19 protein-coding genes are annotated in these 20507 nt (G+C 70.0%); 14 read left to right on the forward strand and 5 right to left on the reverse strand.

The genetic code is table 11. The features are described 5' to 3' along the window. Positions 1 to 12: 12 nt before the first annotated feature. The gene (locus AC1DG4_RS03710; protein WP_477380455.1) at positions 13 to 663 is read left to right on the forward strand and encodes a DUF1990 family protein; all 651 of its coding nucleotides are present in this window, start codon (positions 13 to 15) and stop codon (positions 661 to 663) included. Positions 664 to 676: 13 nt separating this feature from the next. Then, a complete protein-coding gene (gene hemW, locus AC1DG4_RS03715; RefSeq protein ID WP_477380453.1) occupies positions 677 to 1912 on the forward strand; it encodes a radical SAM family heme chaperone HemW in 1236 nt (411 codons plus the stop codon). 164 nt (positions 1913 to 2076) lie between these two features. On the opposite strand, the gene AC1DG4_RS03720 is transcribed toward hemW, so the two are convergent. After that, a complete protein-coding gene (locus AC1DG4_RS03720) occupies positions 2077 to 3516 on the reverse strand; it encodes a carboxylesterase/lipase family protein (RefSeq protein ID WP_477421078.1) in 1440 nt (479 codons plus the stop codon). A 117-nt stretch (positions 3517 to 3633) separates the two neighbouring features. On the opposite strand from AC1DG4_RS03720, the gene hrcA reads away from it, so the two are divergent. Genes hrcA through AC1DG4_RS03765 form a run of 9 tightly spaced genes read left to right on the forward strand, consistent with a single transcriptional unit; the run spans position 3634 to position 11632 of the window. Then, the gene (gene hrcA, locus AC1DG4_RS03725; RefSeq protein WP_477421079.1) at positions 3634 to 4668 is read left to right on the forward strand and encodes a heat-inducible transcriptional repressor HrcA; all 1035 of its coding nucleotides are present in this window, start codon (positions 3634 to 3636) and stop codon (positions 4666 to 4668) included. A 49-nt stretch (positions 4669 to 4717) separates the two neighbouring features. Then, complete coding sequence (dnaJ, locus tag AC1DG4_RS03730) at positions 4718 to 5824, forward strand: molecular chaperone DnaJ (protein WP_477380969.1); 1107 nt, start codon at positions 4718 to 4720, stop codon at positions 5822 to 5824. Between the two features lie 6 nt (positions 5825 to 5830). Then, positions 5831 to 6559, forward strand: coding sequence for a 16S rRNA (uracil(1498)-N(3))-methyltransferase (locus tag AC1DG4_RS03735; protein WP_477380447.1), 729 nt, complete (start codon positions 5831 to 5833; stop codon positions 6557 to 6559). Between the two features lie 38 nt (positions 6560 to 6597). Then, the gene (locus AC1DG4_RS03740; protein ID WP_477380445.1) at positions 6598 to 6945 is read left to right on the forward strand and encodes an HIT domain-containing protein; all 348 of its coding nucleotides are present in this window, start codon (positions 6598 to 6600) and stop codon (positions 6943 to 6945) included. 4 nt (positions 6946 to 6949) lie between these two features. After that, entirely contained in the window at positions 6950 to 8023 is a 1074-nt protein-coding gene (locus AC1DG4_RS03745) for a PhoH family protein (RefSeq protein ID WP_477421085.1), read from the forward strand. Then, entirely contained in the window at positions 8020 to 8484 is a 465-nt protein-coding gene (ybeY, locus tag AC1DG4_RS03750; protein ID WP_477380441.1) for an rRNA maturation RNase YbeY, read from the forward strand. The genes AC1DG4_RS03745 and ybeY overlap by 4 nt, the downstream gene beginning before the upstream one ends. Beyond that, on the forward strand, positions 8481 to 9779 hold the full coding sequence (locus AC1DG4_RS03755) for a hemolysin family protein (RefSeq protein ID WP_477380439.1): 1299 nt from the start codon (positions 8481 to 8483) through the stop codon (positions 9777 to 9779). The genes ybeY and AC1DG4_RS03755 overlap by 4 nt, the downstream gene beginning before the upstream one ends. Next, a complete protein-coding gene (gene era, locus AC1DG4_RS03760; protein WP_477380437.1) occupies positions 9769 to 10689 on the forward strand; it encodes a GTPase Era in 921 nt (306 codons plus the stop codon). The genes AC1DG4_RS03755 and era overlap by 11 nt, the downstream gene beginning before the upstream one ends. A 1-nt stretch (position 10690) precedes the next feature. Further along, positions 10691 to 11632, forward strand: coding sequence for an NADP-dependent oxidoreductase (locus AC1DG4_RS03765; RefSeq protein WP_477421080.1), 942 nt, complete (start codon positions 10691 to 10693; stop codon positions 11630 to 11632). A gap of 65 nt (positions 11633 to 11697) precedes the next feature. Here AC1DG4_RS03765 and AC1DG4_RS03770 read toward each other — a convergent pair whose 3' ends face one another. Both AC1DG4_RS03770 and thrC read right to left on the reverse strand, forming a co-directional pair. Further along, positions 11698 to 13482, reverse strand: coding sequence for a DUF2207 family protein (locus AC1DG4_RS03770; RefSeq protein ID WP_477380433.1), 1785 nt, complete (start codon positions 13480 to 13482; stop codon positions 11698 to 11700). An 88-nt stretch (positions 13483 to 13570) separates the two neighbouring features. Then, complete coding sequence (thrC, locus tag AC1DG4_RS03775; protein ID WP_477380431.1) at positions 13571 to 14992, reverse strand: threonine synthase; 1422 nt, start codon at positions 14990 to 14992, stop codon at positions 13571 to 13573. Between the two features lie 245 nt (positions 14993 to 15237). Between thrC and leuA the strand changes: the two genes are divergently transcribed. Beyond that, positions 15238 to 17001, forward strand: coding sequence for a 2-isopropylmalate synthase (gene leuA, locus AC1DG4_RS03780; RefSeq protein ID WP_477380429.1), 1764 nt, complete (start codon positions 15238 to 15240; stop codon positions 16999 to 17001). Positions 17002 to 17188: 187 nt separating this feature from the next. Here leuA and AC1DG4_RS03785 read toward each other — a convergent pair whose 3' ends face one another. Further along, a complete protein-coding gene (locus AC1DG4_RS03785; protein WP_477380427.1) occupies positions 17189 to 17875 on the reverse strand; it encodes a trimeric intracellular cation channel family protein in 687 nt (228 codons plus the stop codon). Positions 17876 to 17910: 35 nt separating this feature from the next. On the opposite strand from AC1DG4_RS03785, the gene recO reads away from it, so the two are divergent. Together recO and AC1DG4_RS03795 are read left to right on the forward strand one after the other, a co-directional pair. Continuing rightward, positions 17911 to 18639: a DNA repair protein RecO gene (gene recO / locus AC1DG4_RS03790; RefSeq protein WP_477380425.1), complete on the forward strand. Its 729-nt coding sequence runs from the start codon at positions 17911 to 17913 to the stop codon at positions 18637 to 18639. Then, positions 18636 to 19445 carry an isoprenyl transferase gene (locus AC1DG4_RS03795; RefSeq protein WP_477421081.1) on the forward strand — a complete coding sequence of 270 codons (810 nt, stop codon included), beginning with the start codon at positions 18636 to 18638 and terminating at the stop codon, positions 19443 to 19445. The genes recO and AC1DG4_RS03795 overlap by 4 nt, the downstream gene beginning before the upstream one ends. Positions 19446 to 19705: 260 nt before the next feature. On the opposite strand, the gene AC1DG4_RS03800 is transcribed toward AC1DG4_RS03795, so the two are convergent. Further along, the coding region (locus tag AC1DG4_RS03800; protein ID WP_477421082.1) for an HNH endonuclease signature motif containing protein at positions 19706 to 20507 on the reverse strand (802 nt) is incomplete at its 5' end.

A 20507-nucleotide genomic window follows, 5' to 3' on the forward strand; every position in this document is an offset into this window, starting at 1 on the left:
AGTCTGGTTGTCATGCGTCGCGGGACATTCCGAGAAGGAACGGTGGACTATGCCGCCGTGGGGGCGACCCACGCGCCCGACCTGATGCAGTATCCGCCGGAGCGCAGCGTCCCCGCCGAGGAGTCGTGGCGGCTCGGCAGCGGCGAGGAGCGGTTCCGCACCGCCGGTGATGCGCTGCTCTCCTGGACGGCGCAGCGTGCGGCCGGACTGCAGCTCACCGACGTGCGTCCCGCCTCGAGCCCCGGGTACGCCGGTGTCAGCTTCGACGCCGAGGGCGCTCCGATCGCGCCGAGCCCCTCCGAGGTCGAGCCGCGCTACGACGAGGACGGCACCCCATGGGCGGGTCCCGGGATGACGCTGAAACTGCACGGACGGGTCTCGGGCATGCGCGCGGACGCCGAGCTGCGGGTGATCTCGGTGACCGAGCAGACGCACCGGATCGGCTTCGTGCTGGGCACGGTCGCCGGATCCGTCGTGAGCGGTGAGGAGTCGTTCGACATCGAGTGGAACGACGCCGACGAGGTGTGGTTCACGGTGCGCGCCTTCGACCGCCCGAACAGCTTCCTGTACCGGACCTTCCCTTATCTGGTGAAGCGCCGCCGTCGGGAGCTCTTCGCCCGGTATCTGCGGGCGATCTCCCCGCTGTACGCGACGCCCGTCTGATGGCGGAGTCCTGATGGCCGGCCCCCTGCCGCTCGGAGATCCGGCGCCTGCGGACGGCCGGCTTCCCGCCGATCTGCGGATCGAGCCGGAAGCCGCGTTCTCGGCCTATCTGCACGTGCCGTTCTGCCGTGTGCGCTGCGGCTACTGCGACTTCAACACCTACACCGCGTCCGAACTGCGCGGGGCGCGCCAGGACACGTATGCCGACACGCTGATCCAGGAGATCCACCTGGCACGGGAGGTGCTCGCCGAACGCGGTCCGCTGCGCCCGCTGAGCACGGTGTTCTTCGGGGGCGGCACGCCCACGCTGCTGCCGGCGGGCGACCTCGGCCGCATGCTCGGCGCCGTGGTCGGCGCGTTCGGCATCGCGGACGGTGCCGAGGTGACCGTCGAGGCGAATCCCGACACGGTGACCTCCGAGGTCGCCGAGGAGCTCGCGGCCGCCGGCGTGACGCGGATGTCGATCGGCATGCAGTCGGCCGTGCCGCACGTGCTCGCGGCGCTCGACCGTACGCATCGGCCGGAGAACGTGCGCACCGCCGTCGACGCGGCCCGTGCTGCCGGGCTGGCCGTCAGCGTCGACCTCATCTACGGCGCGCCGGGGGAATCGCTGGACGACTGGCGCTCCTCGCTGACGACCGCGATCGGCCTGGATCCGGATCACATCTCGGCGTATGCGCTGATCATCGAGGACGGCACCAAGCTCGCCCGGCAGATCCGTCGCGGCGAGGTGCCCGCTCCCGATGACGATCTGCAGGCCGACATGTACGAGCTCGCCGACAGCCTGTTGGGCGAGGCCGGCTTCGACTGGTACGAGGTGAGCAATTGGGCCCGTCGGCCGGGCGAGGGCGGCGGTGCGGACCAGCGCTCCCGGCACAACATGGCGTACTGGCGGGGCACTGACTGGTGGGGCTTCGGGCCCGGAGCCCACAGCCACGTCGCCGGCCTGCGGTGGTGGAATGTGAAGCACCCGGCCGCCTATGCGCAGCGGCTCGCAGCGGGGGAGTCTCCGGCTGCCGCCACCGAGCGCCCCGACGCCGAGGCCGCGCAGCTAGAGCGGATCCTGCTGCGCTCCCGGATGTCGGAGGGGATGCCTCTCAGCGCGATCGCGACCGACGCACGCACCAGGGTCGCGGGGCTCATCGCGGACGGACTGGTCGATGCCGGCGCCGCCCTGCGCGGCACCCTCGTGCTCACGCTGCGCGGACGGCTGCTCGCCGACGCCGTGGTCCGGGCCTTGACCGACTGAGGAGCCAGCCCGCCCGACGGCGCGTGCCTCGCTGCGGGCGCCGGAGCGTGCGACGTCTGCACGATCTGGCGACGCCTGCACGATGGATCCGCCCGATCGGACCTGCATGCGTCGCTCGCTCGTGCAGGCGTCGCACCACCATTGCGCCGGGTGCGGCGCGGTTGTCAGCCCTTCTCGGCCGGCAGCAGGTCTGCCACGGCCGTCCGCCGTTGCGGTCCGACCACGGGGTCGTCGCCCGCACCGTCGAACAGCGCCGCCGTGCGCTGCGCATCGAACGCAGGCCAGCCAGGGTCCCCGTCGACGATGAAGYGCACCCAGGCGTCGTGCATCGCGGTGGCGAGCGGCTGCGGCGGCGCGGCGCCCGCGATCTTCGCGCTCTCCGGATCATGGAGTCGGTCGAACACGAACGGGATCTCGAGGGCGTGCGCCGCGCGCAGATCGCGCACGGGGCTGGGCCAGGAGAACTCGTACAGGAAGGTGGGGGCGGGCCGGGTCCGTGCGGTCCGTGTGGCCGGCGCGCGCAGCAGCAGATCCGTGGCCAGCTGGCCGAAGACCTCTCCGGTGCTCGCGCCGGGATGATCGGCGCGCACGGCCCTGGCGGCTGCGGCCGGGATCCGCAGGGCGAGGCGGGCGAGCAGGAGTTTCGAGGGGCGGATCCCCATCACGGCCTCCGGGGGGAACCAGAGCCGGTATTCGTCCGTGTTCGTGCCGATGAGCAGCGGCACGTCGGCATCGGCGAGCGCCTCATGCGGCGAGTGCGGCAGCGACTCGGGATCCCGCACGAGCTGGAAGCCCGGCGCGCCGCCGAGCGGTGACGAGCCGGCGGCCTGGGCTCGTCGCGCCTCGAGCAGGGCGTCCGGGGCGAGCGCGGCGAACGCCTCGCGTGTCGCCGCGACGCCGAGCCGCTTCGCGAGCTGCCGGGTCACGCGGCCGCCGCGCTCGGGGGTCTGCGCCTCGAGCGGGCCGGACTGCACGATCCCGCCGCGCACCAGCGACCGGGTGTCCGGACGCGAGAGCAGCGCGGCGACGAGCGCTCCGCCCGCGGATTCGCCCATGAGCGTGATCCGGCCGGGATCGCCGCCGAACGCCGCGATCTCATCGCGCACCCAGCGCAGGGCCGCCGCGACGTCCTGGAGCCCCAGGTTGCGCGGTGTGTCCGCGAGGACGGAGAAGCCCTCGGACCCCAGCCGGTAGTTGACGCTGACGAACACGACGCCGTCCCGCGCGAACTCGGTGCCGTCGTACATCGACAGCGCCGCCGTGCCGCGTTCGAGGGCTCCGCCGTGGATCCACAGCACCACAGGTGCGGCGTCCGCGCCCGCCGGTGCCCAGACGTTCGCCGTGAGGATGTCGTCGCCGGCGATGCGGAGGCTGCTGAGGATCTCCGCGGTCGCCCCCGTGTACGGCAGCTGCGGAGCCGTCGGGCCGAACGCCACGGCGTCGCGCGGCGCGGACCACGYGTCGACGGGCCGGGGCGACCGGAAACGGCCTTCTCCGAACGGGGGTGCCGCGTACGGCACGCCGAGATACCGATCGATGCCGTCGACGCGTCGGCCGATCAGCTCACCGGAGGAGATCCTTGCGCGCACGACGTCCTGGTCCATGGCCACATCCTAGGCAGTGCCGCATCCTCGACTTGTCCGGTCCCTGAGCCTGTCGAAGGGCCCGGCAGGATAGGATTGGCACTCAGGATGCAGGAGTGCCAACGGTGAGGAGGAGCGATGGTCTCGGAACGCGGACTCCAGGTGCTCCGCGCCATCGTCGAGGACTACGTCGAGACGAATGAGCCGGTCGGCAGTAAATCGATCGTGGACCGGCACGCGTTCGGCGTCTCCGCCGCGACGATCCGCAACGACATGGCCCAGCTCGAGGACGAGGACCTCATCGCGGCGCCGCACACCTCCTCGGGGCGGGTGCCGACCGACAAGGGCTATCGCGTGTTCGTCGACCACCTGGCGCAGGTGCGACCGCTCACGGCGGCCCAGCGCAGCGCGATCACGGTCTTCCTCGCGGATCCCGCCGATCTCGACGACCTCATGGTGCGCACTGTGCGCGTGCTCACGCGGCTCACGGGCCAGGTCGCCCTCGCGCAGTACCCGTCCTTCGCCCGAGCCCATATCTCCCACGTCGAGCTCGTCGCCCTCGCCCCGAACCGGCTGCTGATCGTGCTCGTCACCGACGCGGGCGGCGTGTCGCAGCGGATCGTGCCGCTGCCGGTCGAGCTGGACGACTCCGAACTGGGGATGCTCCGCGCCGTCATCACCGAGCTGCTGACCGGCCGCTCGGTGCGCCACGGCGCCGAACGCGTGGAGGCGGCGGGCGAGACGTCGTACGGCCCTCGTATCGACGCGGCCCGCGCCGCCGTGCTGCGCGCCGTGGCGGAGGAGCTCGCGGAGTTCCGCCAGGAGCGCCTGGTGATGGCGGGAGCGGCGACCCTCGCCCGGCGGGAGCACGACTTCCGCGGCAGCATCCACCCCCTCCTCGAGGCGATCGAGGAGCAGGTGACGCTGCTGCGGCTGATGAGCGAGATGYGCGTCGACGAGCATGGTCTCGCGGCGAGCATCGGCACGGAGAACGCCGCTTTCGGCCTCGGCGAGGCGTCGATCGTGGCGAGCGACTACATGACGCACGGCGGTACCGCACGCGTGGGCGTGATGGGGCCGACCCGGATGGATTACCCGAGCAATCTCGCGGCGGCGCGGGCCGTGGCCCGCTACCTGTCGAGGCTGCTCGAAGAGGACGAGTCCGGCCGCTGAGCGGCCGCAGAACACACGCGCCGCCGCACGGCGGCCCGGAAAGGCGATGGTGACGGATCACTACGAGGTCCTCGGCGTCTCGCGCGATGCGAGCGAGGATGAGATCAAGAAGGCGTATCGGCGGCTCGCACGTCAGCTGCACCCCGATGTGAATCCCAGTGAGGACGCGGCGGAGCGGTTCAAGCTCGTCACGCACGCCTACGACGTGCTGAGCGACGCGGACTCGCGGCGCCGTTACGACATGGGCGGCGACCAGAACGGCAACGGCGGCTTCGGAGGTTTCGGCGGGTTCGGCGACATCTTCGAGACCTTCTTCGGCGGCGGAGGGGCGCGCGCGGCCCGTCCCCGTTCGCGCCGGGAGCGCGGTCAAGACGCCCTCGTGCGCGTCACGCTCGAACTCGGCGACGTCGTGTTCGGCGTGCACCGCGACATCGAGGTGGACACGGCTGTGCTCTGCGAGACATGCCAGGGATCGTGCTGCCAGGAGGGCACCTCGCCCGTCACGTGCGACATCTGCGGAGGGTCGGGCCACGTCCAGCAGCAGGTGCGCAGTCTGCTCGGYAACGTCATCACGACCGCGCCGTGCGGCTCCTGCGAGGGCTTCGGCACGACGATCCCGTTCCCGTGCCAGACCTGCAACGGCCAGGGCAGGGTGCGCTCGCGCCGCACGGTGGGGCTCGACATTCCCGCCGGCGTCGAGACCGGCCTGCGCCTGCAGCTGCCCGGTTCCGGCGAAGTCGGCCGCGCCGGCGGTCCGAACGGCGACCTGTACGTCGAGGTCTCCGTCGCTCCGAACGCCAGATTCAGCCGTGACGGCGATGACCTGCTCGCGACCCTCGAGGTCGCGATGAGCGATGCGATCCTCGGCGCGACGACGACGATCGAGTCCCTCGACGGGCCCGTGGATCTGGAGATCCGCCAGGGACTGCAGTCGGGTGACGTGCTGACGATCAAGGGCCGCGGCATCACGCCGCTCCGCGGAAGCCAGCGGGGCGACCTGCGCGTGGGCGTGCAGGTGCTCACCCCGACGAAGCTCGACCACAAGGAGCGCCAGCTCATCGAGGACTTCGCCAAGCGCACCAAGGCGCCGGCACCCAGGCTCGCCGAGTTCCACCAGGGGCTGTTCTCCAAGCTGCGCGACCGCTTCCGGGGCTGATCCGCGATGGCGCTGCACTTCGTGACGCCCGATGCGACGGCGGCGACGGCCGGATCCGTCGTCGCCCTCACCGGCGCCGAGGCCAAGCATGCGGCTGTCGTGCGCCGGGTGCGGATCGGGGAGCCGATCACGCTCGGCGACGGGGCGGGCACCTGGCTCGAGGGCGAGGTCGCCTCGGCGGCGCCGGGGCTCGTCGAGGTGCGCATCCTCTCTCGCCGTCAGGATCCGCGCCCCGATCCTCGGATCCTGCTCGTGCAGGCGCTCGCGAAGGGCGATCGCGACGAACTCGCGGTGCAGGCCGCCTGCGAGCTCGGCGTCGATGAGATCGTGCCGTGGCAGGCGGCGCGCAGCGTCTCCCGGTGGGAGGGCGCCAAGGCTGCGAAGGGGCGTGAGCGCTGGTCGACGATCGTGCGCGAGGCCGCCAAGCAGGCCCACCGCTCCTGGATTCCTGAGGTCACCGCCATCGAGACGACCGGAGACCTCGCGCGCCGTGCGGCGACGCAGCGCGTGCTGATCCTGGATCCCGCGGCGCCCGCGGCGCTGTCCGCTCTGATTCCGGACGAGCGCGACATCGTGCTGGTCGTCGGACCGGAGGGCGGGATCGCGCCCGAGGAGATCGAGCGGCTCGTCGCCGCCGGTGCGGAGCGCGTGCTCCTGGGCGACACCGTGCTGCGCACGTCGACCGCGGGTCCGGCCGCGATCGCGGTCCTGAACGTGGCGCGCGGGCGCTGGTAGTCCGCCGTCGCGCAGCACCGCGCCGATAGACTGGACGAATGAGCGAACCCTCGATCTTCACGCGCATCCTGAACGGGGAGATCCCCGGCGAGATCCTGCTGGAGACCGATGACGTCTTCGCGATCCGCGACATCAACCCGCAGGCGCCGCTGCACGTGCTCGTGATCCCCAAGGCCGAGCAGTTCCGCGACGTCACCGAACTCGCCGCGGGCGACCCCGAGCTCATGGCGAAGATGGTCGCCGCGGCCAAGGAGATCGCCGACGAGCACGCGAACGGCGAGTATCGACTGATCTTCAACAACGGCGCGAGCGTCGCGCAGTCCGTCTTCCACGTGCACGCTCACGTGCTCGGCAATCTCGAGGAGAACAAGCTCGTTGGCTTCTGACGACATGGCGGAGTCGATGACTTCGGCCCGCATCGAGGTGGACGGGGTCGCGATGGTGCAGCTGCTCGGCCCCCAGGACCGGCTGCTGCGCATGCTCGAGAAGGAGCATCCCGCGGTCGACGTGATGGTGCGCGGCAACGAGGTCACCCTGACCGGAGAGCCTGCCGCCGTGCGCTCGGCGCAGAAGCTCGTGGACGAGCTCATCGAGCTGACGCGCTCCGGGCATGCGCTCGCCCCCAGTGATGTCGCGCAGTCGGCGCGCATGCTGGAGCGCGAGGGCGTGCGCCCGAGCGAGGTGCTCGGCGAGGCGATCCTGTCCACGCGCGGACGGGTGATCCGGCCGAAGACGCTGGGCCAGAAGGAGTACGTCGACGCGATCGACGAGAACACGATCGTGTTCGGCATCGGCCCCGCCGGTACCGGCAAGACGTACCTCGCGATGGCGAAGGCCGTGCAGGCTCTGCAGCGCAAGGAGGTCGAGCGGATCATCCTCACGCGCCCGGCCGTCGAGGCGGGGGAGCGGCTCGGGTTCTTGCCCGGGACGCTCACGGACAAGATCGACCCGTATCTGCGCCCGCTCTACGACGCCCTGAACGAGATGATGGATCCGGAGATCGTGCCCCGCCTGATGGCGAGCGGCACCATCGAGGTCGCCCCGCTCGCGTACATGCGCGGCCGGACCCTGAACGACTCGTTCGTCGTGCTCGATGAGGCGCAGAACACCACGCCGGAGCAGATGAAGATGTTCCTCACCCGGCTCGGATTCGGCACCCGCATGGTCGTCACGGGCGACATCACCCAGGTCGACCTCCCTCTGGGGGCCTCCGGCCTGCGCGTGGTCACCCGCGTGCTGAAGGACATCGACGACATCMACTTCTCCCGGCTGACGAGCGACGACGTGGTGCGCCACTCGCTGGTCGGGCGCATCGTCGATGCGTACACCGAGTACGACGAGCAGCGCACAGCGGTCCGCACCGAGCGCGAGCAGGCGGCGGAGTTCGCCAACCGCGCCGAGCGCCGCGCGGGGCAGCAGCGCCCAGGACCACGAGACCGCATGCCGAAACGAGGCTTGAAATGATCGAGATCAACAACGAGTCGGCCATCGCGATCGACGAGACGGTGCTTCTGCGCCTCACCGAGCGCAACCTCGGCCAGCTGAACGTCAGTGCGGATGCGGACGTCGCCATCGTCCTCGTCGACGAGGGCGCCATGGAGGCGCTGCACGTGCAGTGGATGGATGAGCCTGGCCCCACCGACGTGCTGAGCTTCCCGATGGACGAGCTCCGTCCCGGCACGATCGACCGTCCCACTCCGCCAGGGCTGCTCGGCGACATCGTGCTCTGCCCCCAGGTCGCGGAGACTCAGGCCGCCGCCGCCAAGCACACGCTCATGGACGAGCTGATCCTTCTCACGACGCATGGACTGCTGCACCTGCTCGGATTCGACCACGCCGAGCCCGAGGACGAGAAGGAGATGTTCGGCCTGCAGCGCGAGCTCATCGCCGGCTTCGCCGCGGACGAGCGCTCCCAGGGTCGATGACTCCATTCCTCCTGCTCGCCGGCGCGATCCTCCTCGTCGCCTTCGGCGGGCTCATGGCCGCGATCGACGCGGCTCTCTCGGTGACCTCCCGTGCGGATCTGGAGGAGATGGGATCCGAGGGGCGGAATGCGCCGGCCCTCGCCAGGATCGCGGCGGATCCGGATCCGCACGCGAACGCGGTCGCGTTCATGCGCGTGTTCGTGGAGACCGCGGCGGCGGTGCTCGTCACGGTCGCCCTCGTGCTGCTGTTCGACGATCAGATCTGGTGGGCGATGCTGGCCGCCGCGGTGATCATGACGGGCATCACCTTCGTCCTGGTCGGGGCGAGCCCCCGATCCTTCGGACGTCAGCACGCCGACGCGATGCTGCGGGCGTGCGCTCCCACGATCCGCGCGGTGCGCGTGATCCTCGGGCCGGTCGCGCAGGGGCTCGCCGTCTTCGGCAGCAGGGTCACGCCGGGGGCGGGGCGGAGCACGTTCGCGACCGAGACGCAGCTGCTCAGCATGGTCGACGAGGCGGCCTCGCATGACCTCATCGAGGCGGATGACCGCGAGCTGATCCACTCCGTCTTCGACTTCACGGACCAGTTCGTGCGCGCCGTCATGGTGCCGCGCCCCGACATGGTCACGGTGGACGCCACCGCGACGACGTCGGAGGCGATGGACCTCTTCCTCAACCGGGGCGTCTCCCGCATCCCGGTCGTCGACGACGAGGCCGACGACATCGTCGGTGTGCTCTATCTCAAGGACCTGGTGCAGTTCGCCTATCGGGACGACCGCAGCTGGCGAGCCGCCTCGGTGCGCCGGCTCGCCCGCCCCGCGGTGTTCGTGCCGGAGTCCATGCGCGCGGAGACCCTCCTGCAGCAGATGAAGCGCGAGGCCGTGCACGTGTGCATCGTGATCGACGAGCACGGCGGGATCGCCGGGCTGGTCACGATGGAGGACCTCATCGAAGAGCTCGTCGGGGAGATCTCCGACGAATACGACCGGCCAGGCTCCGAGGTCGTCGAGCTCGAGCCGGGGCACTACCGGGTGAGCGGGCGGCTGAGCCTCGAGGACGTGGGCGAGCTCTTCGGAGTCGAGCTGGAGGACGACGACGTCGACTCCATCGGCGGGCTCCTGGGCAAGGAGCTCGGCCGCATCCCTACTCCCGGTGCGACGGCCGTCGTACGCGGGCTGCTCCTCACCGGCGGCGCCTCGCGGGGCCGCGGGCGCGGCATCGAATACGTCTTCGTGGAGCGGGCCGAGGAGCCGCTCGCGGGGGATCAGAACAAGGAGAACCACGATGAGCGATGAGCGCGACACCGAGACCCCGACCCCGCACCGCAGCGGGTTCGTGACGTTCGTGGGCCGGCCGAACGTCGGCAAGTCCACGCTGACCAACGCGCTGGTCGGCGAGAAGATCGCGATCACCAGCGAGAAGCCGCAGACCACGCGGCGTGCCATCCGCGGCATCGTGAACCGTCCGGACGGGCAGCTCGTGATCGTGGACACCCCGGGGATCCACCGCCCGCGGACGCTGCTGGGAGAGCGTTTGAACGACCTCGTCGGGCAGGTGCTCGGCGACGTCGACGTGATCGGTTTCTGCGTGCCGGCGACCGAGAAGGTCGGCCCCGGCGACAGGCGGATCGCCGCATCGCTGGACGGCTACCCGCGGGCGAAGAAGATCGCGATCGTGACCAAGGTCGACATCGCCGAACGCGACGAGATCACCGAGCGGCTCATGGAGGTCGACTCCCTGCGCGAGGACTGGGCGGCGGTGATCCCGCTCTCCGCGCTCACGCGGGTGCAGCTGGACGTGCTCGCGGACGAGGTGCTCTCGCTCATGCCGGTGGGGCCGTCGCTCTACGACGAGGACATCGTGACCGACGAGTCCACCGAGGACCGCATCGCCGAGATGATCCGCGAGGCGGCGCTCGAGGGCGTCCGCGACGAGCTGCCGCACTCGATCGCGGTCGTCGTCGACGACATCGCGCGGCGCGAGGACTCCGACCTCACCGACGTGCACGCCTCGATCGTCGTGGAGCGGGACAGCCAGAAGGCGATCATCATCGGGCGTAAGGGCGCCAGGCTCCGCGAGGTCGGTGCGACCGCCCGCGCCGGGATCGAGGAGCTGCTCGGAACCCGGGTGTTCCTCGGCCTGCACGTGAAGGTCGCCAAGGAGTGGCAGCGCGACCCGAAGCAGCTCGGTCGGCTGGGGTTCTGACGTGGCCGTCGCCGCACAGCAGTGGATCGCCACGGAGTGGGGCGGTCCCGAGCGCTGGAGGCTGGCCGACACGACGGCGGCGGATCYGCAACAGGGCGAGGTCACGATCCGCGTGCGTGCTGCCGGGATGAACCCGGCCGACCGCAAGCACCTGTCTGCGCCGAGACCCGGCGTCGCGCTGCCGGTGCCGATCGGCTACGAGGTCTCCGGTGAGATCCTCGCGATCGGACCGGGCACCCGGATCGGATCGGGCGAGGCGCAGGTCGGCGACGAGGTCGTCGCGTTCCGCGTGCAGGGCGGTTATGCGACCGCCCTCACGTTCCCCGCCGAGAAGGCGTTCCGCAAGCCGGCGCCGCTCTCGCATGCCGAGGCGGCGAACCTGCTGCTCGTCGGCACCACGGCGGCGGAGATGCTCGAGCGCGTGCACGCCGCCGCGGCCGAGACGATTCTGCTGCACGGCGCTTCGGGTGCGGTCGGGGTCATGGTGCTGCAGCTGGCCGCGCTGCGCGGCATCCGGGTGATCGGGACGACGAGCGAGGCCGGTGCGGAGCGCGTGCGCCGATTCGGCGGGATCCCGATCGCGCACGGCGACGGTCTCCTGGACCGGGTGCGCACCCCGGACGTCTCTGTGGATGCGGCGCTCGATGCCGTCGGCACGGACGAGGCGGTCGATGTATCCCTCGAACTGGTCGAGGATCGCGCGCGGATCGTCACGATCGCGGCTCCCGGTCGCGCCGCAGAGCACGGCTTCCAGGCCATCGCCGGATCGCAGCCCTCCAGCGCGGTCTTCCGGGACGGGATCCGTGGCGAGCTCGTCCGCCTGGCCGATGAGGGCAGACTCGAGGTGCCGCTCGCCCGCACCTATCCGCTCTCCGAGGCCGTCGAGGCCACGCGCTTCCTCGCCGAGGGGCATCCCGGCGGCAAGCTCGCACTGATCCCCTGACGGACGGCTGAGGTCCCGAGCGGGATCTCAGAGATTCTGGCGCCCCCGGACGACGGCTCCGCGGCTCACCACCCGCCGGAGGATCCGCCTCCGCCTCCGCCGCCGGAGAACCCGCCCCCGAAGGAGCCGCTGGAGCTGGAGGATGTGCTGGGCGTGGGGGTCGGGCTGAGCGAGCTGTTCATGCCGCTGAGCGATCCGGCGAAGCTCGCGCCGGTGTAGCCGTAGTACCAACCGGGCGTGATGCCGTCCCGTTCGTACTGCACGGCGAGCACCTGGCCCCACTCGCGCTCCATGCCGAACAGCATCGCGTAGGGCAGGAGCCGTTCGTACAGCACGATGACGTCCACCGTGCCGTCCGTGCGGCGTTCCGCGCCGCTGTAGGACTGCAGCATGCGGATCCGGTCCGCTTCGGCCAGCCGGATGTACTCGCGCACCCCGAGCAGGTATTCGCGCGTCTCGGCGCCCTGCGGCGTGAGCACCGCACGGCGCGGCAGCGAGACGAGGAGGGCGACGAGCGCGATCGCAGACGCGACGATCCCGACCACGAACGTCGCGATGGCTGCGGGACGGCCCACCGCCATGCCGGGAACCGCCAGCGCGATCGCACCGAGGCCGGCGGCGATTCCGAACGCGCTCAGGAGCACCGCGAGCGTCGAACGCCGCCGGGTGAGCAGTCCGCGCTCGAACGCCGCGACATGGGCGGAGCCGGAGAGAGCCTTGAGCCGGGTGACCAGCGCATCGTTCGGCACTTCGAGATGCAATGTCGTGCCCACGGGGCTTCCCGGGAACAGGGCACCCAGCGCCTCTGCGTCCAGCGCATCGGGGGCGATGGACGGGTCGAGCAGCTCGAGCACGGGCTTGCTCGCGCCGTCGGAGATGCGGATCGCCTTGTGGACGGCGAGGTGCACCATCTCCGCGGAATCCGCGACGGGTCGGCGCCCCTCGATCTCGGCGGCGAGGACGGGCGGAAGCGCATCGGGCACGTCGTACTGTGCGACCACGATGCCGCGCCCGCTGCGGCGCCCGCTCCTGCGCAGCAGCCCGATGCCGAGGATCGGGCCGCCGATCGCGAGCAGCGCGGCGAGGCCTGCGACGGGGTACGGTGCCACATCCGTCATCGGATCCGGCTGTCGTGCCGGGGCCTGCGCGAAGGTTCCCGCCTTCATCGGGAAGGCGACGGTGACGCCGGATCCGGCGGGGACGTCGTCCTGGGCCACGGCGAAGCCGGCGGGTGCGGGGGTGAGCGTGCACGACGTGGTGGAACCGGCCGACCCGGAGTAGCAGGAGGCGCCATCGATCATGGCGGCAGCGACGGGCGGGGCGAAGGAGAGCTCGGCAGAGAAGTGAGCGATCGGCTGTGTGGAGTTCAACGGGAGCAGGTTCCAGTACCACTCGTCGATCGCCCTGTCGGTGGGGCGGTGCACGACGTCGCGCATCGTGTAGCGGATCACATAGGTGGTGCGTCCGTGGGCGAAGACGTCAGGGTCGCCGATCTTCAGCTGACGCTCGCTGTTGTCGGTCTCGCTGTCGTCGTAAGGCACGGCTTTGCCCGCGCCGTCGGTGATCGAGAGGACGTGCAGTCCGAGCGGCGCACCCTCGTACCAGGTGGGGAGGCCACGGACGATGCCATGATTCTGGTCGAAGTCGGGGAAGTCCGCGACGAGCGTCTCGGTCACCGCCAGCATCGCGCGGCCGTCGGCGTCGCGGCTGAGTCGGTACTGCGCATCCCAGGACGCATAGGAGAAGTCGTTCGTGTCGGCGTGCGCGGCGGGCGCCGCCAGCAGCGGGGCCAGCACGAGGGCGAGGGCGCCGAACAGGGCGAGCAGCCGGGCGCGCAGTCGAGCCGTCATGCCTGCCAGACTATCCGGCGCGACCCCCGCTCCGAGCTCCTCGGTTTCCGGTGCGGCGCTCTGATGCACCGTCGCGGCGTTGCGACGATCAGTGCAGCGCGCTCGTCTCGATGATCGTGCGCAGCGTTGCCTCGTCGTTCGGGATCTCGGTGACGCGCTGCGGGGCGGCGAGCAGGGTCTGCAGCTCGTCCGACAGCGGCAGCTCGATGCCGAGCGCCTCGGTGATCGTCTCGCCGAACTTCTCCGGCTTGGCGGTCTCGAGCACGAGCATCGGCACGCCGTCCTCTACGAACGAGCGCGCGACTCGCACGCCGTCGGCCGTGTGCGGATCGATGATCGTGCCGCTCTCCTCGTGCACGGCGCGGATCGTGGCGAGCCGGTCTGCGTGGGTGCTGGTGCCGCTCACGATGCCGAACTCCTCGGCGAAGCGCGGCAGATCCGCGGTGAAGTCGAAGGCGCCGGTGCGGGCGAGGTCGTCCCAGGCCTCGACGAGGCGCTGCGGGTCACGGCCGACGAGGTCGTAGATGAAGCGCTCCAGGTTCGATGCCTTGGAGATGTCCATCGAGGGGCTCGACGTCGCGAGCGTCTGCGCGGCGTTGCGGGGGCGGTAGACCCCTGTGCGGAAGAACTCGTCCAGCACGTTGTTCTCGTTGGCGGCGAGCACGAGCCGGCGGATCGGCAGACCCATGCCGCGGGCGAAGAAGCCGGAGAGGATGTTGCCGAAGTTCCCGGACGGCACCGTGAACGACACCTCGAAGCCCTCACGCTCCGCCGCGTCGAGGCGGTCGGTCGCGCGCAGCCACGCCCAGAAGTAGTAGACGACCTGTGCGGTGATGCGGGCGAGGTTGATCGAGTTCACTGCGCCGAGGTGCTGCGCGTTCTTGAAGTCGAGGTCTCCGGCGAGGTCCTTGACCAGGTTCTGGCAGTCGTCGAACACCCCGTCGACGGCGATGTTGTGCACGTTCGCGTCCTGCAGGGAGTACATCTGTGCGCGCTGGAAGGGGCTCATGCGCCCCTGCGGCGAGAGCATGAAGACGCTGATGCGGTCCTTGCCGCGGAGCGCGTGCTCGGCTGCCGACCCGGTGTCGCCCGAGGTGGCGCCCACGATGTTCAGCACGCCACCGGTGCGCTCGAGCGCGTACTCGAGGGCCTGCCCGAGGAACTGCATCGCCATGTCCTTGAACGCCAGCGTCGGACCTTCGGAGAGGCCGACGAGCGTGATCCCGCCCCCGATCGGCGTGAGCGGCACGGGAGTCGCGAAGACGGAGGGGGAGTAGGCGGCGGCGCAGAGCGCCGCGAGATCCTCGCGGGGGATATCGGTGGCGAACAGGCCGAGCACCTCGGTCGCCAGCTGCGCGTAGTCGAGTGCGCGCCAGGATTCGAGGATCGCGGCGTCGACCTTCGGCAGCTGCTCCGGAATGAGCAGGCCGCCATCGACGGCCAACCCCTCCAGGAGTGCCTCGCTGTAGGTCTTCGGCTCCCCGCCACCGCGGGTGGAGATGTACTGCACGAGTTGCTCCTCGAAAGTCGGGCGTCTCGGATCCGCGCGTGGGCGTGCGGATCCGTGTGCATTGATTCTCGCAGGTCCGTCACAGCCCCGGGGCCCGGATGACGCCGTGCTAGCATGGCGGCATGCGCGCAAGCGGTTTGCTTCTTCTTAGCTGCCGCGACGAGTCCCGTAACTGAGGGCCCCACTCGTCGCGGTGTTCGTGTTGGCCCGCCCCACACTTGAAGCGATGAGAAGAGCAACCCCTCATGATGAACAACCAGCGCCCCTCCGCGATGCCGATCCACAAGTACCGGCCGTTCCACGAGCAGATCCGCGTCGACCTGCCTGATCGCACCTGGCCCTCCGCCCGCATCACGAAGGCGCCGCGCTGGTGCGCGGTCGACCTGCGCGACGGCAACCAGGCCCTCATCGACCCGATGTCCCCCGAGCGCAAGCGCGTCATGTTCGAGCTGCTCGTCGGTATGGGCTACAAGGAGATCGAGGTCGGATTCCCGTCGGCGAGCCAGACCGACTTCGACTTCGTGCGCCAGCTCATCGAAGAGGATCTGATTCCCGACGATGTGACGATCCAGGTCTTGACGCAGTGCCGCGAGCACCTCATCGAGCGCACCTACGAGGCGATCGCCGGCGCCAAGCAAGCCATCGTGCACTTCTACAACTCCACCAGTGTGCTGCAGCGCGAGGTCGTGTTCCGCTCCGATCGCGAAGGCGTCAAGCAGATCGCGCTCGAGGGAGCACGGCTGTGCCGCGAGTTCGAGAAGCGGATCCCCGACACTGAGGTCTACTACGAGTACTCGCCCGAGAGCTACACCGGCACCGAGCTCGAATACGCCGTCGAGGTCTGCAACGAGGTGCTGGAGATCCTGCAGCCGAGCCCTGGTCGCAAGGTCATCATCAACCTGCCGGCCACGGTGGAGATGGCGACCCCCAACGTCTACGCCGACTCGATCGAGTGGATGAGTCGTCACCTGAATCACCGCGAGAACGTGATCCTCTCGCTGCACCCGCACAACGACCGCGGCACCGCGATCGCGGCGGCGGAGCTGGGCTACATGGCCGGTGCCGACCGCATCGAGGGATGCCTGTTCGGCAACGGCGAGCGCACCGGTAACGTCGACCTGATCGCGTTGGGCATCAACCTGTTCACGCAGGGCATCGACCCCGAGATCGACTTCAGCGACATCGACCAGGTCAAGCGCACGGCTGAGTACTGCAACCAGCTGCCCGTGCCCGAGCGCAGCCCCTGGGCGGGCGATCTGGTGTTCACGGCGTTCAGCGGGTCCCACCAGGACGCGATCAAGAAGGGCTTTGAGGCGATGGCAGCGCGAGCCGAGGCGCAGGGCGTCACGGTCGACGACATCGAATGGGGTGTGCCGTACCTGCCGGTCGACCCCAAGGATCTGGGCCGGTCCTACGAGGCCGTCATCCGGGTCAACTCCCAGTCCGGCAAGGGCGGCGTCGCGTACCTGCTGAAGACGGACCACGCGATCGATCTGCCCCGGAAGCTGCAGATCGAGTTCTCCGGCGTCGTGCAGGGCAAGACCGATGCCGAGGGCGGCGAGGTCACCAGCGAGCAGATCTGGGCGATCTTCAACGACGAGTACCTGCCCGCCTCGGCCGACGATGCCAAGTGGGGCCGGTTCGAGCTGCTCGGCACGCGCACGAACAGCGACATGTCCGGCGAGGTCACGCTCGACGTCGTGCTGCGCGACGACGAGGAGCGCGTCGAGGCCGAGGGGCGCGGCAACGGCCCTGTCGCGGCGTTCATCGAGGTTCTGCGCGAGCGCGGCTTCGAGATCTCGCTGTACGACTACGTCGAGCACACGCTCTCGACCGGCGGAGACGCGCAGGCGGCGGCATACGTCGAGCTGCAGGTGGGCGACCAGCGACTGTGGGGGGTCGGGATCGACGGCGACATCTCCACGGCGTCGCTCAAGGCCATCGTGTCCTGCGTGAACCGCTCCATCCGCGCGCGTCAGGCCTCGGAGGCGGAGTTGGTCGGCGCCTGAGCCGACGCCAGATCCTCTTCCGCGCCGTCACCCCGCGTGCGGAGGAACAGTCCGCGACCTAACCGTCCGCGTCACTGCGCTGCGCCCCGGAACCGGCTGACCCGCCGTGTCCGGGGCGCAGGCGCATACCCGGAACGCGCCTGCGCAGGTCACGGCTGGGGGTGCCCCCGCCTGCCGTGGCACGTCATCACGGCTTGATGATCGGGATCATGCCGGTCTCCGCCGCCACCCTGCGCCGGTAGAGTCGCCGCTGCTCCGGCAGGGAGACGTCGAAGACGACCGCGAGCACGCGGATCACCGCGGTGACCACGATGGCGATGATCGCGGCGGGGACGATGTCCATGCCGAGCGCGTGGGCCACGACGATGAACGTGCACCCTGCGCCGGCGGCGACCGCGTACAGCGAGCCGACATGCATGATCGAAACCGGCAGCCCCATCAGGACATCCCGGAGGATCCCGCCGCCCGCGGCCGCGCAGACGCCGATGAACACGGCCGGGACCTCGGGCAGCCCGAACGCGATGGCCTTACTCGTGCCGAAGGCGCCGAACATGCCGATGACGACGGCGTCGAGCACGACGATGAACGTGTTCACGCGACTGAGGACGCCGGCGAGCAGCATTCCGACCAGCGCTGCTCCGGTCGCCGTGATCAGGTACCAGTTGCTCTGCAGCGAAGCCGGGGTCTGACCGATCAGGATGTCGCGGATGAGCCCGCCGCCCATGCCGATCATGATGCCGATGATCGCGACGCCGAGCAGGTCCAGTCGGCGCTGCCCCTGGAAGCCGGAGGCGAACATGGCGCCCTGCACTCCGCCCAGGCCTACGCCCAGCAGATCGGCCCACAGCGGGATGGTGAAGGTCGGTTCGGTCACAGCTCTATTGTCCCTGGGAGTGGGATGATCGAGGAATGCCCACCTACCGAGACGAAGCGGTGATCTTGCGCACCCACAAGCTCGGCGAGGCTGACCGGATCGTCACGATGCTCTCGCGTGCGCACGGCAAGGTCAGGGCTGTGGCGAAGGGGGTGCGCCGAACCTCGTCGAAGTTCGGCTCGCGGCTCGAGCCGTTCATGGTGGCGGACGTGCAGCTGTACCAGGGGCGTTCGCTCGACATCGTGCAGCAGGCCGAGTCGCTCGGTTCCTATGGCGCCGACATCGCGCTGCATTACGACCGCTACACGGCCGCCAACGCGATGGTGGAGACGGCGGACCGTCTGAACGACTCCGAGGCGACGCCGGAGCAGTATCTGCTGCTCGTGGGTGGTCTGCGTGCTCTCGCGCGTGGCGAGCATGCGTCTCGCAGCATTTTGGACTCTTATCTGCTGCGGGTCATGGCGCTTTCGGGCTGGGCGCCGTCGTTCGACGACTGCGCGCGCTGCGCGAAGCCCGGCCCGCACTCGGTCTTCGTGGCCCAGATGGGCGGCATCGTCTGCGACGAGTGCGCGCCCGTGGGCAGTCCGCGCATGCCCGCGACGGCGATCGAGGTGCTTCGCGCCCTGATCGCGGGGGACTGGGAGCGCGTGGACTCCGCGTCCGATCACGATACAGCGGCCGCTTCCGGCGTCATCGCCGCCTATGCCCAGTGGCATCTCGAGCGGGGTATCCGCTCGCTCTCGCTCATGGAGGGAACCCGTTGAGTCCCAAGCCGTACACGCACAAGGACGCCGTCCCGTACCGGCCGTTGGACTGGACCGGCGCGCAGCCGCCCGCGTTCCCCGCCGTGCCGAACCACGTGGCGATCGTCATGGACGGCAACGGCCGCTGGGCGAACCGCCGCGGACTCAACCGCATCGAGGGGCATAAGGCGGGCGAGGAGGTGCTGCTCGACGTCGTGGCCGGTGCGATCCAGGCCGGTGTCAAGCATCTCAGCGTGTATGCGTTCTCGACGGAGAATTGGGCGCGCTCTCCGGAGGAGGTGCGTTTCCTCATGGGGTACAACCGCGATGTGCTGCACCGTCGTCGCGACCAGCTCAACGAGTGGGGTGTGCGGATCCGCTGGGCGGGGCGCAGGCCGCGCCTGTGGGGTTCGGTCATCAAGGAGCTCGAGTACGCGTCGGAGCTGACGCGCGGCAACGACACGCTCACGCTCACGATGTGCATCAACTACGGTGGGCGCATCGAGCTCGTCGATGCGATGCGCGCGATCGCCGAGGACGTGAGGGCAGGGCGGATGCGCCCGAGCGCGATCACGGAGAAGGCGATCCGTCGGCGCCTGTACGTCCCTGACATGCCCGACGTGGATCTGTTCCTGCGCAGCTCGGGGGAGCAGCGCACGTCGAACTTCCTGCTCTGGCAGTCGGCGTATGCGGAGACGGTGTTTCTGGACACGCTGTGGCCCGACTTCTCCCGCGAGGAGCTGTGGCGGGCGATCGGGGTCTATCTCTCGCGTGACCGACGTTTCGGCGGGGCGGTCGATACTCCCAACGCCGTTTCCGGGGCCTGAGTTCGCGGGGCCTACGGCGGGCTGTGTCGCGCATGATCGATCGATCGTCTGTGCGGATGGCACGTTCGCGTGTGTGCTCACGGACTCATTTGCGCAGACTGCTCGTATGCTCGTCGTCCCGGAATCTGTCTATGCATGCAGGTCGTTCGCCGTGAGGTCGGCTCGCCGCCCGCATCCGGCCGAACTGCACGTTCCGTCATGCTCATGCTGAGCCGCACGCACGCCAGACGCGTCTGACCTCTACCGCGGTTTTGGCGTGGTCAGGCGGCGGGGTGGAAGCGTGGGGGTGGTGGGTCCACGTCGCCCCAGAGGTAGCGCAGGGGCAACCGCCCAGTGAGGACGGTCTGGTGCCCGTCAGCGCTGTGGAGGATGAAGTCGTGTTTCTGGTCGCGGGTGATCGTCCATTGCCCGTGGTGGAGTTGCATGTGGTGGAAGCGGCAGAGCAGGATGCCGCGGTCGATGTCCGTGTGACCCTCGTCTCTGGCCCATTCGTCGATGTGGTGGGCTTCGCAGTAGGAGGCGGGGCGGTCGCAGCCGGTCCATCGGCAGCCGCCGTCGCGGATGGCGAGGGCGATGCGTTGTTTCGGGGTGAAGAGYCGTGATTCGCGGCCGACGTCGAGGGGGTTCCCGCWSGTGTCGAYGGTGACCGGCACCASCCCGGTGTCGCAGATCCGTCGCTCTGTGACCGTCGCGGGGAGGGCGGTGAGGCCGTCTTCGGTGATGGCGACCGGGGCTGGTGTGCCGTCYGSGGYAATGGTCTGGATGAGGCGGAKKCCGGCTTGYCGGGTGCCGAACACGGCGGTGGGGTCGGCGAGGGTGCCCGCACGGATGAGGTCSAGGAGCAGGTCGTAGGAGAGCTGGTCGTTCGTCCGGGGATCCGCGGCGAGGTCGGCCGCGGATGTCTGCTCGGAGGGGTCGACGAATCGGGGTCCGCCGCGGCGGGGGCGGAGTGCGGCGTTGAAGATCGTGTCGAGGTAGGCGCCGCCTTCGTCGTCGAACGCGATCGAGGCGCGGCGGATCCCGTCGGGGTCGAACCAGGTCCGAAACGCTCGCTTCTCGTAC

The organism is Microbacterium sp. 05N427, from assembly GCF_056397105.1.

What these genes read in the sequence shown, in the direction of transcription:
- AC1DG4_RS03710 (WP_477380455.1), top strand. Translation starts at nt 13, where the DNA reads ATGCGTCGCGGGACATTCCGAGAAGGAACGGTGGACTATGCCGCCGTG.
- hemW (WP_477380453.1), top strand. Translation starts at nt 677, where the DNA reads ATGGCCGGCCCCCTGCCGCTCGGAGATCCGGCGCCTGCGGACGGCCGG.
- AC1DG4_RS03735 (WP_477380447.1), top strand. Translation starts at nt 5,831, where the DNA reads ATGGCGCTGCACTTCGTGACGCCCGATGCGACGGCGGCGACGGCCGGA.
- AC1DG4_RS03740 (WP_477380445.1), top strand. Translation starts at nt 6,598, where the DNA reads ATGAGCGAACCCTCGATCTTCACGCGCATCCTGAACGGGGAGATCCCC.
- ybeY (WP_477380441.1), top strand. Translation starts at nt 8,020, where the DNA reads ATGATCGAGATCAACAACGAGTCGGCCATCGCGATCGACGAGACGGTG.
- AC1DG4_RS03755 (WP_477380439.1), top strand. Translation starts at nt 8,481, where the DNA reads ATGACTCCATTCCTCCTGCTCGCCGGCGCGATCCTCCTCGTCGCCTTC.
- era (WP_477380437.1), top strand. Translation starts at nt 9,769, where the DNA reads ATGAGCGATGAGCGCGACACCGAGACCCCGACCCCGCACCGCAGCGGG.
- AC1DG4_RS03770 (WP_477380433.1), bottom strand. Translation starts at nt 13,482, where the DNA reads ATGACGGCTCGACTGCGCGCCCGGCTGCTCGCCCTGTTCGGCGCCCTC.
- leuA (WP_477380429.1), top strand. Translation starts at nt 15,238, where the DNA reads ATGATGAACAACCAGCGCCCCTCCGCGATGCCGATCCACAAGTACCGG.
- recO (WP_477380425.1), top strand. Translation starts at nt 17,911, where the DNA reads ATGCCCACCTACCGAGACGAAGCGGTGATCTTGCGCACCCACAAGCTC.